Source organism: Clostridium rectalis, from assembly GCF_900626095.1.
GTDB lineage: Bacteria > Bacillota > Clostridia > Clostridiales > Clostridiaceae > Clostridium_AS > Clostridium_AS rectalis.
On record NZ_UYZZ01000001.1, the window covers coordinates 429609 to 443786 of the forward strand.

The 14178-nt window shown below is 28.0% G+C and carries 9 protein-coding genes; 6 read left to right on the plus strand and 3 right to left on the minus strand.

Annotation, left to right across the window (positions count from 1 at the left end; genetic code table 11):
• Window positions 1-116 precede the first annotated feature (116 nt).
• The 3 genes from EJL03_RS02000 (at window position 117) to EJL03_RS02010 (ending at window position 3577) form a co-directional block, all read left to right on the plus strand.
• Window positions 117-1811 carry a bifunctional diguanylate cyclase/phosphohydrolase gene (locus EJL03_RS02000; protein WP_423243321.1) on the plus strand — a complete coding sequence of 565 codons (1695 nt, stop codon included), beginning with the start codon at window positions 117-119 and terminating at the stop codon, window positions 1809-1811.
• 113 nt (window positions 1812-1924) lie between these two features.
• Entirely contained in the window at window positions 1925-3103 is a 1179-nt protein-coding gene (gene rpsA / locus EJL03_RS02005; protein WP_125152294.1) for a 30S ribosomal protein S1, read from the plus strand.
• Window positions 3104-3172: 69 nt separating this feature from the next.
• On the plus strand, window positions 3173-3577 hold the full coding sequence (locus EJL03_RS02010; protein ID WP_125152295.1) for a hypothetical protein: 405 nt from the start codon (window positions 3173-3175) through the stop codon (window positions 3575-3577).
• Between the two features lie 81 nt (window positions 3578-3658).
• On the opposite strand, the gene EJL03_RS02015 is transcribed toward EJL03_RS02010, so the two are convergent.
• Complete coding sequence (locus tag EJL03_RS02015) at window positions 3659-5056, minus strand: hypothetical protein (protein ID WP_125152296.1); 1398 nt, start codon at window positions 5054-5056, stop codon at window positions 3659-3661.
• A 513-nt stretch (window positions 5057-5569) separates the two neighbouring features.
• On the opposite strand from EJL03_RS02015, the gene EJL03_RS15910 reads away from it, so the two are divergent.
• Window positions 5570-5728 (plus strand): hypothetical protein, encoded by a 159-nt coding sequence (locus tag EJL03_RS15910; protein ID WP_164508974.1) that lies wholly within the window; start codon window positions 5570-5572, stop codon window positions 5726-5728.
• 167 nt (window positions 5729-5895) lie between these two features.
• Here the strand turns inward: EJL03_RS15910 and EJL03_RS02020 are convergent, their stop codons facing one another.
• Window positions 5896-7089, minus strand: a complete 1194-nt coding sequence (locus EJL03_RS02020; protein WP_125152297.1) for a dicarboxylate/amino acid:cation symporter — start codon at window positions 7087-7089, stop codon at window positions 5896-5898.
• Window positions 7090-7306: 217 nt separating this feature from the next.
• Window positions 7307-9214, minus strand: a complete 1908-nt coding sequence (locus EJL03_RS02025; protein WP_125152298.1) for an ABC-F family ATP-binding cassette domain-containing protein — start codon at window positions 9212-9214, stop codon at window positions 7307-7309.
• 295 nt (window positions 9215-9509) lie between these two features.
• Here EJL03_RS02025 and EJL03_RS02030 point away from each other — a divergent pair, with 295 nt between their 5' ends.
• Both EJL03_RS02030 and EJL03_RS02035 read left to right on the plus strand, forming a co-directional pair.
• Window positions 9510-11708: a DNA topoisomerase III gene (locus EJL03_RS02030; RefSeq protein WP_125152299.1), complete on the plus strand. Its 2199-nt coding sequence runs from the start codon at window positions 9510-9512 to the stop codon at window positions 11706-11708.
• A 147-nt stretch (window positions 11709-11855) separates the two neighbouring features.
• Entirely contained in the window at window positions 11856-14153 is a 2298-nt protein-coding gene (locus EJL03_RS02035) for an ATP-dependent Clp protease ATP-binding subunit (RefSeq protein ID WP_125152300.1), read from the plus strand.
• Window positions 14154-14178 lie beyond the last annotated feature (25 nt).

The window sequence follows — 14178 nt, forward strand, 5'->3', positions numbered from 1 at the left end:
TATAAAATTTTAAATTATTATATCTTTAGCATATTTAGATATATAATATATATATATTTATAAAAGTGTAAATTTTAATAAAATAATTGTGCAGAAAAGTTATGGATGTGAGAAAAGTGGATAAAATGGATCAATATAGACAAAGAAGTGTGAATGAAATATCTGTAATAACTAAATTATTGTTATTACTGTTTTGTATGGTAATACTATTAAAAAAACATTTAAAAAATTTAGATTATAGTAATAATAGTATATATTTAAATTTATACAATATAGTAACTTTAACTATATTTATTGGTGGAATTTATGGATTATGGGCATTTATTTCTTTAAAAAGATTTAATATGAAAACATTTAAAGTGATTCAGTATATTGAAAACTTCATGTTTGTAATTATATTTATAATATTAATAATGTATACAGGTGGAAATGAAAGTCATTATAAATTTATATTTCTTTTCATAATAATAATATCCACTATACAATTAGGGGTGAAATATGGACTTTGTATTTCAATAATATGCTCCATTTCTATATTATTTATAGATTTAATATGGCAGCCAGGAATTAAAATCAATGAAGATTTTGAAAATGATTTAATACTTTCCATCCTATTTTTGTTGACAACCTGGATATTGGGTTATTATAGAAAAATGGAAAAAAAATATATAGAAAAATTGTCGTATTTGGCTAATGTAGATGGTCTTACCGGAATATATAATCACAGATATTTTTATGAAAATTTAAATAGGTTTATAGAGTATGCAAAAAATAGCAGCACTTCCGTATCATTGATTTTGATGGATATAGACTTTTTCAAAAACTATAATGATCTCTATGGACACCAAAAAGGAGATCAGGTGTTAAGAAATATAGGAAAATTATTGAGTGATAATATTAGAGAAGATGATATGGTAAGTAGATATGGAGGAGAGGAATTTGCTATAATTTTGCCTAAGACAGAAGAAAGACAAGCTTTAATTTTAGCTGAAAATATAAGAAAAAAAATAGAAGAATTTAGATTTGAAGGAGAGGAAAATCAACCTAATGGAAAGATAACTGTTTCAATAGGAGTATCTGTGTTTCCATATAGAGCTAGAAATCAAGTTGAGCTGATAAGTAATGCAGATGATGCTTTATATAAAGCTAAATTTTTAAATAAAAATAGAGTGGAAAGTTATTCTTCTATATTAGAAGAATTAAAAAATGATATAACTAATGATGAAATAGAGGTTATAAGTTCTATAAAAACTTTAATAGGGGTAATAAACTCTAAAGATAACTATACTTATGGTCATGTAGAAAGAATGATAATGTATTGTGGACTTTTGGAAGAAGAATTAAATTTAAATGAAAGAGATAAGAAAATCTTAAAATATGCAGCATATATGCATGATGTAGGGAAAATAAATATATCAGAAGAGTTATTAAATAAGAAAGGGAAGCTAACAGAGGAAGAGTTTAGTATAATGAAAAACCATCCTATAAATAGCGCAGAAATAATAAAACCTATAAAATCACTAAAAGAAATTATTCCTATAATTTTATATCATCATGAAAAATATAATGGAACAGGATATCCAAAAAAATTAAAGGGAGAAGAGATACCATATTTGGCAAGAATACTTGCGGTTATAAATACATTTGATGTAATAACTACAAATAGATTGTATAGAAATAAGAGTACTTATGAGGATGCGGTAAACCGATTAAATGAATGTAAATATAGTTGGTTTGACCCATATATTGTAGATGCATTTATAAGAGTTTTAAATAATAATAAAGATAAGTTTCAAGATTTAATAAAGTAGTAGTTTTTTTATATTTAATTTAAATATGGGCATTGCTGTATTAATATATAATAGTTTGTTATAATATACTTAATTTACTGAATAATTATATGCGTAGATAAGGAGAGATGATTATGGAAAATAATAAGGAAGAATTATCAATGAATGAAATGATCAATGAAATAGAAAAATCAATGACTAAAGTTTATGTAGGAGACATTATAAAAGGGAAAGTGATATCAATATCCCAAAATGAAGTGCTAGTTAATATAGGATATATGATAGATGGAGTTATTTCTAAAAATGAGCTATGTGAAAGTGAAGAAATAGAAATACAGGATTTAGTAAAACCAGGAGACGAAATATATGTATATATTTTAAAAGTAAATGATGGGGAAGGAAATGTATGTCTATCAAAAAAAATGGCAGATAAAATTAAAACGTTAGAAAAATTAGAAGAATATTTTAAAAATGATAAAATATTTACTGTAAATGTATCAGAAGTTGTTAAAGGTGGAGCATTAGCTTTTGTTGATGGAATAAGAACATTTATACCGGCTTCACATATTTCATATTCATTTGTTAAAAACCTAACTTCATATTTAAATAAAGATCTTAAAGTAAAAATAATAGAATTTGTTAAGGATAAAGAAAAGGTAGTATTATCTGCTAAAGAAGTAGAAAAAGAAGAAATAGAAAATAAGAAAAAGGCTTTATGGAAATCACTTAAAAGAGGAGAAAAAAGAAGAGGAAAGGTAGTAAAGATAGTTAAATTTGGTGCCTTTGTAGATTTAGGTGGGATACAGGGATTAATACATCTAAATGATTTATCTTGGAAAAGAGTTAATAATCCTTCGGAAATTTTATCTGTTGGAGATAGTGTAGAGGTGTACATAATAGATTTTGATAAAGATAGTAATAGAGTTTCATTAGGACTTAAAGATGTAAGTGAGGATCCATGGAACAGTGTTGAACAAAATTATAAAGTAGGAAGTGTATTGGAAGGAACTATAGTTAAACTAATGGATTTTGGAGCCTTTGTAGAACTAAAGGATGGAATAGAAGGATTGGTTCATATAAATGAAATCTCAGAAGAGAGAGTATTAAAACTAGATGATGTACTTAAGGTGGGAGATAGAACTAAAGTAAAAATTATGGACATCGATAAGAAAAGAAGAAGAATGTCCTTAAGTATAAAAGAAGCTAATAATATAGTGGTTGAACAGTTAAATAAATACAATGACAAAGAAGAAGGATTTACTTTAGGAGATATATTAAAGGATAAGTTAAAAGGATTTAAATTTGAAGAATAAAATAGGTAACAAAACATGACCTCTCACATATAATGGTAATGTAGTTAAAAATTATATTAGAGGTGTGCTATGGAAGATTACTTAAGGGGCTCAAAAAAGAAAAGTGGGAAAACATGTGGTATGGGTGGAATGAAATCAATGTGCCCAATGATGGGTATGTGCATGATGCCGCTTTTCCCAATGTGGAACATAAAGGATATGATGGGGATGAAGCCAATGTGCCCAATGATGGCTATGATGCACCATATGATGTGCATGAAACCAGTATGTCCAATGACACAAATGAAAAAACCTATGGAACAGGGAAAGAATAATATGGGATGCATGCAGGGAGCGAACTGTACTCAACCTATGCAGGGTTGTAATATGCAAGGTATGATGGGGATGTGTCCTATGAATCAAATGATGGGATGTAATATGAAACCCATGTATCCCATGATGGATATGAAAGATATGTGTGAATGTGATAAGTAAATAGTTACTTTTGTTAAAGGACTAATTTAGAAAGTTAGTCCTTTAACTTTTTTTATTAATGAAATCAGTAAATTTTTTTTATCACATTAAAAATATACTTAAAAGGGTAGTAACTGCAAGGCCAATTGCTACTGGTATCAAATTTCGTTTTGCTAATTCAAATGGATCTACATTACATATGGCAGCAACGGACAGTAATGACCATGGAACAATTGTTCCACCACCAGTCCAAATTGCAGAAATTTGACCTAACGCCGTAAGAGTAGCAGTGCCCTTTCCCAGTGCAATACCAAATATTTTTGCTATGGAGCCAGTAAGAGATATGCCTGAAAAACCAGAGCCATCCAGTCCAGTTATAACTCCTACAGTAGTTAAGGTAGCGGCACCTACAGGAGCATTTAATGGAACTGTAGACGAAAGAGCTAGTCCTAAATCGTTTACTAGGCCTGTAGAACCTTTAGGGAGAACTTCACCAAATATTTTAATAAAACCTGTATCACCAAGATAAAAAAATGCAGCAATAGGAATAACAGGACCAAATACTTTAAAACCAAAAATGAAACCTTCTACTATATATGAAATTACTAAAGAGGAGGCCTCCCTTTTCTTTATATATAACGAAATGGAAATTAATATAAAAATTGAAGTTCCTCCAATTAATGCAGTGGCAGCTCCACCTTGGAGATTTAATTTATACATAATATATATATCAAGTATAAATAAGAAACCTATTAATATAGAAAAAATATTTTTTTCTTTTTCATTTAATAAATTCTTTAAATTATTATCATCAGATGAGTTTATTTTAGAGTAATTTTTATGTGAAGATAATGTTTTATTTTTAAATTCTTTTTTTAACATGAAAAAAGATATTAATGTTGTAACTATGCCCATTGTAATAACTAAAGGTATAGAAGCAGCAATTACGGTTGATACGGATATTCCCGCACTATCTGCAGTAAGTTTTGGAGCACCTTGAATAATAAAGTCTCCAGATAATGCGATACCATGACCAAATAAGCTCATAGCAATAGCAGCACCTATGGCAGGTAAGCCAGCTTTCTGGGCAGCTGGAAGAAAAAGAGCTCCTATTAAAGCAATTGCAGGAGAAGGCCAAAAGAATAATGATATAATCATTGTAAATATACCTATTATAAAATAAGCAGATGTGGGATTTTTTATAAATTTAGTAAAGGGTTTTACCATGCATTCATTTATACCAGTTTTATTAAGAAGTATGGACATAGATGTTATAACAGAAATTATAAGTATTGTACCCATAAGTTCAGTTATAGCATAAGCCAAACTATCAAAAACTCCTGTTATAGCTAAGGGAATAGAATTAGTAGAAATAGTACCTAAAGTAAATATACCAACTAAACAAAGAATAGTTATATCTTTTTTAAAAATCATAAATACAATAATTAGAGCAATAAAAATTAGATAAATATAATGTAAACTTCCTAATTTAATTAACATTTTAGTCCCCCCTATATGATATGAAGGTAATAAAAACTTCATAAACAAAAAATTTAAAATAGAAAATCATGATATCTATATAATTTAAATATGCACTGTAAAAAATAGAATGTTACAATTTCAATGCTACAAACAATTGAATTTTTAAAGAGAAAGAATATTTTAATTTATACTATACTAAATAAATCTTATATTTAATATTCATATTATATGTTAGTTGCATTTTGGAGGTGACACTATATAATAATAATCTACTTAATTCAAAGGATATCATTTAGGTGGGATCTTATTAACTTTATTTATATATATGATTATTAAAGGGAAAAGTGATGATATTACTTAGAAATTTGATATTATAAGGTGGATAATATAAAAAATAAAGTATAAAAATGATGAAATTTATTTTTAATGGATAGTGACCATAAAGTTTAATTGTAAGTTTTAAATAAGAATAAAACATTTAAGTTAGGGATACTATAGAAATGATAATAAAAAATACAAAGGAGAATTATTATGAAAAATAAGGATGAAGTTAAAAGTAATAATAAGAAAAATTATAATGCTAAAGGAAATAAATCTCAAGATCAATTTAGTAAAAATCAAATAGTGCAAACAATAGAAGAGAGGGAATTTAATGACAGTGTAACAAATAGCAAGAAAAATGGTTATTAAAAGTTGTACATTTACATAGGTTAGAATAGTGTTATTTTTTTACAAATAGGTTATATTTTAAAAATGAAATTTTCAAATTTAAGTATTAAATTATTTAACTTATAATATTCCCCCATGTGGTTACATGGGGGAATATTTAGTGATCAATTTTATAATTTAAATATTTTTTAAGCGTCTACATTTACAGAAATACTTTCAGAGGAGTCTTGTATTTTGTCTACAATCATTGCAACTGCTTGGTCACCTGATACGTTACAAGCTGTTCCAAAGCTATCTTGAGCTATATATAGCGCAATCATTAAAGCTAACATAGGTTTAGTAAATCCTAAAATAGATTCTAAAACCCCAAGAGATGCCATAACAGCACCACCTGGAACTCCAGGAGCTGCTACAATGGAGATACCAAGCATTGCTATAAATCCTGAAAATGCTCCTAAATTTACAGGCATACCATTAAGCATCATAACTGCCATTGCGCACATTGATAAAGTAATAGTACTACCTGACATATGAGTAGTGGCACATAGAGGAATAACAAACTCTCTTATACCTTTAGAAGTACCCATATTTTCAGAGCATTGTATATTAATAGGGATAGTTGCTGCAGAAGATTGAGTACCTAAAGCGGTTAAATATCCGGGAACCTGCAATTTTAAACATTTAAATAAATTCTTTTTACTTATAGAACAACTAATAGCAAATTGGAATAAAAGTATAATAAAATGACAACATATTATAATTAAAAATACTTTCCAAAACACAGAAAATACCGTGGAAACTTGACCAGTATATGCCATGTTCCCAAAGATTCCTACTATGTGTATAGGAAGCAAAGGAATAATAACACTTTCAATTACTTTTGTAATGATTGCTTGAAAGTCTTCTGCTATTTTTCTAAGAGGTTTGCTATTAATAGCAGCAATGCCTAATCCTAATAAGAAAGCTAGTATAAGAGCACTCATAACCCCCATAATTGGAGGCATTTCAACTTTGAAGAAGGGTTCTAAATCTTTAGCTGATGAAGCTATATTTTTAGCTGTATCAGCTGTTATTATTGAAGGTAATAAGGTTTTCCCTACCCCATATGAAAAAAAACCAGATATTAATGTAAAACCATAAGCTATAGCCACTGTTATACCTAAAAGTTTACCAGCACCAGTACCAAGTTCAGCAATACCTGCGGTTACAAACCCTAATATTAACAATGGAATAATGAAACCTAGAAAATTACCAAAAATAGAACTGAATGTTACAAAAATTCTGATAAAAACAGACGGACATGTTTTACCGATTAGTACACCTATTATGATACCAATAATAATTTTAGGAATTAATCCTAACGTAACTTTTTTGCTACCCATAAATATTTCCCCCCACTATTAATTGAAATAAATGGTAGATTAATCGATTAATCAAATTACTTTTCAAAATGAAGTATAGCATATAAAGTTGCATATTTCAACTATTAAAAGGCTTAAATACAAATTTTTTACTTTAAATTTATATTGAATAAATATTTAAGCTCTGAATATAGAGAATAATAAAACTAGCACTTATTGTCAATGCTAGTTTTAAAGTTTATCTTAAGTTTTGGTCCTTTATTTTTTGGTATAATTCAGACAAATAGGCCCAGCGGTCCATTTTTTCTTCTAACGAATTTTCTAAGGATTGTTTTTGTAACATAAGATCTTGAAGTTTAGAAAAATCTGTACAATTTATTTCTATAGCTTCATTTATGGTAAATAATTCATTTTCTATACTTTCAATTATGTTTTCAATTTCATCAAATTCTCTTTGTTCTTTATAGGAGAATCTTAAAACTTTTTCTTTATTTTTTGTTATGGTAGGAACTTTATTGGAACTTTCTATTAGTGTATTTTTATTTAAAGTATCTTTTATTTTTTCTAAGCATTCTGTATAATTGCCAGTAAATTTACTTATAACTCCATTACCTTCAAAGAGGAATATTTTTTCTGCAAATTTATCTAAAAAATATCTATCATGAGATACAGCTATAACTGCACCATTGAAGTTTTCTAAATAATCTTCTAGTATTGTTAATGTTTCTATGTCTAAATCATTTGTTGGTTCATCTAAAAGTAAAACATTTGGAGAAGACATTAAAATTTTTAATAAATATAATCTTCTTTTTTCACCACCAGATAGTTTACAGATAAGAGACCATTGTGTATCTGACGGGAATAAAAATTTTTCTAGCATTTGAGATGCACTAATTTTGCTACCATCTTTACAGGAAATAAATTCAGCAGTTTCCCTAATATATTCTATAACTCTTAAGTTATTGTCCATTTCATCACAGTGCTGTGAAAAATGACCTATTTTTACTGTATCACCTATATCTATAGTACCGCTATTTATAGATAAGTTACCATTTATTATATTCATAAGAGTAGATTTACCTATACCGTTAGATCCAACAATTCCTATTCTATCGTTAGGTAAAATAATATAATTAAAGTCTTTAATTATAATGATATTTTCAAAATTCTTATTTATATTTTTAAGTTCTATAACTTTTTTTCCTAGCCGACTGCTGGCTGTAGATATCTCTAATTTGGGATCAAATGTAAATGGTTTATTTTCCTGTAGTTTTTCAAATCTATCTATTCTAGCTTTTTGTTTTGTGGATCTAGCCTTAGCTCCTCTTTTTATCCATTTTAATTCTTGTCTTAAAAGATTTTTTCGTTTTGCTTCTGAAGATTCTAACATTTCTTCCCGCACAAGTTTTTTTTCTAAAAATAGACTATAATTACCCATATATATATGTAAATTACCTTTTTCTAGTTCAAATATTTTATTTGTTACTCTATCTAGAAAATATCTATCATGGGTAATCATAATTAAGGCACCTTTTCTGTTATTTAAATAATCTTCTAACCAAGATATTATTTCATTATCCATATGGTTAGTAGGTTCATCTAATATAAGTAGATCAGATGGATTTATAAGTGCACTGCAAAGAGCAATTTTCTTTTTTTCTCCTCCTGATAAGTTTTTTACTTTTCTATTAAAGTTATTTATACCAAGTCTAGTTAATATAGATTTGGCTTCACTTTCTATTTTCCAAAGATTTAATCCATCCATTTTTGAAGTAACAGATATAAGTTTTTTTTGTAAGTCTTCATTTTTACTATCACTTTGAATGGAACTTAAACAATTTTCATATTCTCTTATAGTTTTCATTATATCAGAGTGTCCCTTAAAAACTTGTTCAATTATTGTAGCGTTTTGATCAAATGTTGGATTTTGAGGTAGATACTCTATAACTAAATTACTATTTTTAAGCATAGTTCCAGTATCATAGCTTTCTATACCAGCTATGATTTTCAGCAAAGTAGATTTTCCAGTACCATTTACTCCTATAATACCTATTTTATCGCCTTCATTTATTCCAAACCCTATATTATTAATTAGTATTTTTTCGCTATAACTTTTACTTAAATTTTCTACAGAAATTAAATTCATATAATTTATCACCTCTTATTTCTACATGTAATTTTATATCATATAAAAAGTATAGTCAAAGTTTAGGATACAACATTAATGAAGTTAAGAAAAATATTTGGTGATAATATATTTTTATATTAAGATGAAAAATTATAAAAAAATGAAATAGAATAATAATATATATGTAATATTATTTATACTGGGCTATAATTACATAACACTAATTACAGTAGTTGTTCTAATAAAGCTAAAGTAGTTTTTTAAATTAATTTATGATACTATTAGGTAAGCATATTTTGAAAGGACTGTTTATATGAATAAAATATTAGTATTAGCTGAAAAACCTTCTGTTGGAAGGGATTTAGCTAGAGTATTAAAATGTAGTAAAAAAGGGAATGGATATATAGAGGGAGAGAAATATGTAGTTACATGGGCTTTAGGACATTTAGTAACATTGGCAGATCCAGAAGCATATAATTCAAAATATAAGGTTTGGAAGATTGAGGACTTACCAATGCTTCCTAATAATTTAAAATTAGTTGTTATTAAAAAGAGTGGAAAACAGTTTAATATTGTTAAACAACAAATGATTAGACAGGATATAAAAGAGATAATTATTGCTACGGATGCAGGAAGAGAAGGGGAACTTGTTGCAAGGTGGATAATAAAAAAGGTAAGGGTGAATAAGCCAATAAAACGTCTTTGGATTTCATCTGTTACAGATAAGGCTATAAAAGATGGTTTTAATAATTTGAAACTAGGTAAAGACTATGAGAATCTTTATTTATCAGCAGTTGCACGTGCTGAGGCTGATTGGGTTGTAGGACTTAATGTCACAAGGGCATTAACCTGTAAATATAATGCGCAACTTTCAGCAGGAAGGGTTCAAACCCCAACTTTAGCAATGATAGTTCAAAGGGAAGAAGATATATCAAATTTTATACCAAAGGATTACTATACTATAATAGGGAATGGTATAGGATATACAATGCAGTGGCAAGGTAAAAATGGACAATTTAGTACATTTGATGAAAGTTATGCAAAAAAAATTATAGAAAAAATCAGGGATAAAGAAGGAAAAGTACATAATATAATAAAAAGTGAAAAGAAAAAGCATGCACCTAATTTATATGATCTAACAGAGCTTCAAAGAGATGCTAACAAGATATTTGGATACTCTGCAAAGCAGACTCTTTCTATAATGCAAAGATTGTATGAAAATTATAAAATATTAACATATCCAAGGACGGATTCTAAATACATAACTAAAGATATAGTACCTACTATACCAGATAGATTAAAAGCTATATCTACTGGAGAATATAGTAATATTTGCAAGGATATATTAAAAAATAAAATAAAAGTCCATAAAGGTTTTGTAGATGATAGCGAAGTCTCAGATCATCACGCTATAATTCCTACGGAAGAGAGGGTAAAATTATCATATTTAAGTACTGAAGAAAGAAATATTTATAATTTAGTAATCAAGAGATTTTTAAGTGTTATGCTTCCTCCATTTGAGTATATTCAAACTACTATAATTTCAAAAATTAATGAAGAGACATTCATTGCTAAGGGGAAGGTAATAAAATCAGAAGGATGGAAAATTTTATATCGTAAAAGTGAAGATGTTGAGTTTATAGAGGATGGTTCAAATGAATCTATAAAGGAGCAGATACTTCCTAAAGTGCAGATTGGAGATTCTATAAAATTTATTTCTGTTAAGATGAATAAATTAAAAACAAAAGCACCTTCAAGATTTAATGAAGGAAGTTTGCTTGCTGCTATGGAAAATCCTCAAAAATATGTACAGCTAAATAAAGATGCAGCTAAAACATTGAATGAAACTGGTGGACTTGGTACAGTGGCTACGAGAGCAGATATAATTGAAAAATTATATAATACATTTTATATAGAGAAAAATGGAAAAGATATAATACCTACTTCTAAAGGAAAGCAAGTTATTCAATTAGTACCAAAGGACTTAAAATCGCCACTTTTAACTGCTAAGTGGGAAAAAGAATTAGAATTGGTTAGTAAAGGCAAACTAAATAATAAAAACTTTGTAAATAATATGCGAAATTATGCATTGAAATTAGTAAATGATGTAAAAAATGGTAATCAAAAATATATACATAATAATTTAACTGGACGTAAATGTCCACAGTGTGGTAAATATATGTTGGAGGTTAATGGTAAAAAAGGTAAAATGATTGTATGTCAAGATAGGGAATGTGGGTACAGAGAAAGTTTAAGTATATTTACTAATGTAAGATGTCCAGAATGTCATAAGAAATTAGAATTAAGAGGACATGGGGAAGGGAAAATATATGTTTGCACTAATTGTACTTTTAGAGAAAAATATTCCTCTTTTGCTAAAAGGTTTAAAAATAAATCAGATAAGGTTAATAAAAGGGAAGTAGCTAAATATATGAAAAAAATGAAAGAGGAGAATGAAAGACCAATAAATTCAGCATTGGCTGAGGCACTATCAAAACTTAATTTTAAATAAACAAGTTATGTAATAAATTTTAATTAATTAATAAATTAGTGTAAATAATAATTTTAATTATCTACAATAATTATTATAGATGGTATAATAATTATTGAATAAAATTCAGATAAATTACTGCTTAATATAATGGATGGAGATGAGGTTATGAAATTATGTTCTATATGTAAAAAAAATATGGCTACAGTATTTACAGCAAAAATAGAAAATGGGAAACCTCAAATCGTGGGAGTATGTCTAGAATGTGCTAAAAAAATGGGACTTCCAGAGTTTAATCAGTTAATGCAAGCAACAGGCATAACCCCAGAGGAGATGGAGAATTATACTGAACAAATGAATAATATGCTTGAAAATATTGATATGAACGAAATTGCTAATAGTGACATGTTCAAAAATATAATAGACAATTTTAATAATTTTAGTGACTTTTCATCTGAAAATAATGTAGAGACTATAGATAAAAGTAATGTAGAACAAGAAGGTAACGAAAATTATAAAAAATCAGACTTGAAAACTAAAAATCCTATACAAAGGAAAAAAAGAAGTAATTTAGATAAGTATGGTACAAATCTAACAGATAAAGCAAAAAGAAAAGAAGTTGATATAGTAGTTGGAAGAGATAAAGAAATAAATAGAGTAATTCAAATATTAAATAGAAGAACAAAAAATAATCCTATTTTAATAGGAGAACCAGGAGTAGGAAAAACTGCTATAGCAGAAGGGCTAGCTGTTAGAATAGCAGAGAAACAAGTGCCTACAAAATTGTTTAATATGGAGGTATATCTTTTAGATTTAACATCTGTAGTTGCAGGAACACAATTTAGAGGTCAGTTTGAAGGACGTATGAAAGCTATTATTGAAGAGGCAAAAGAGAATGGAAATATAATTCTTGTCATAGATGAAGTACACAATATAATAGGGGCAGGTGAAGCACAGGGGGGCGCTTTAAATGCGGCAAATATATTAAAACCTGCACTAGCTAGAGGAGAAATACAGGTAATCGGAGCTACTACCCTAGATGAATACAGAAAATATATAGAAAAAGATTCGGCTTTAGAAAGAAGATTTCAGCCTATTTTGGTAGAAGAGCCTAGTATAGAAGATACTATAAAAATACTAAAAGGTATAAAAATGTATTATGAATATTATCATAAAGTAAAAATATCTGATGATGTAATAGAGGAATCAGTAAAATTATCAGAAAGATATATAAATGATAGATATCTTCCTGATAAAGCTATAGATATAATAGATGAGGCTAGCTCAAGGGCCAATTTAAATAACAAGGCATTAGTTAAATTTGAAAGTTTAAAAGGAGAGTTAAAGGCATTACAAAATGAAATGCTTCAAGCAGCAAATAGCGGAAATTATGAAAAAGCAGCAGAGTATAAAACAAAAGAGTGTAGACTAAAAGAGGATATTAAAAAAGCAAGGGAAGAAAGCAAAGATGTAGAACTTACTGTAGATGATATAGCTTTTGTTATAGAAGCTTGGACTAAAATTCCTGTTCAAGGTGTAAAAGAGAACGAAGGAGAGAAGCTTTTAAATTTAGAAGAAAGACTTCATAAAAGAGTAATAGGTCAAAATGGAGCAGTGAGAACTTTATCTAGAGCAATAAGAAGAAATAGATTAGGTTTTAGAAGAAAAAAAAGACCATCATCTTTTATATTTGTAGGATCTACTGGAGTGGGTAAAACAGAACTTGTAAAGGCGTTAGCTGAGGAATTATTTCAAAGTGAAGATGCTTTAATAAGAATTGACATGTCAGAGTATATGGAGAAACATACTGTATCCAAACTTATAGGTGCGCCTCCAGGATATGTTGGATATGATGAGGGAGGTCAATTAACAGAGAAGATAAGAAGAAAACCTTATTCTGTAATACTTTTAGATGAAATAGAAAAAGCTCATCCCGATGTGTTTAATATGTTACTTCAGATATTAGAAGATGGTAGACTTACAGATAGTCAAGGGAGAACTGTGTATTTTGATAATGCTGTATTGATTATGACATCTAATGCAGGAACTAATTTTAAAGGGAATAAAATAGGATTTGGCAATGAAAATGAGATAGCTTATGAGAATCATATTAAAGATTCTTTGAAAAAGGTATTTAGGCCAGAATTTTTAAATAGAGTAGATGAAATAGTAATATTTGAACATCTCACAAAGGAGCAGCTATATAAAATTATAGATTTAATGTTAGATGAGGTAAGAGAAGAGTTAAGGCAAAAGGATATAAATGTTGAAATTGCACCGCAGGTTAAAGATTTTATTTTAAAGGTAGGATACGATGAAAAATATGGTGCAAGACCTTTAAGAAGAGCTATTCAAAAATATATTGAAGACGAAATAGCAGAACAATATTTCCAAAAGAAAATACAAGAAGGTTCTTTAGTTAAAATAACTTTAAATGGGGAAAAGATTGTTCTAGAAAAGCTTTAGGGGATACTTGAAAGTATCTCCTAAT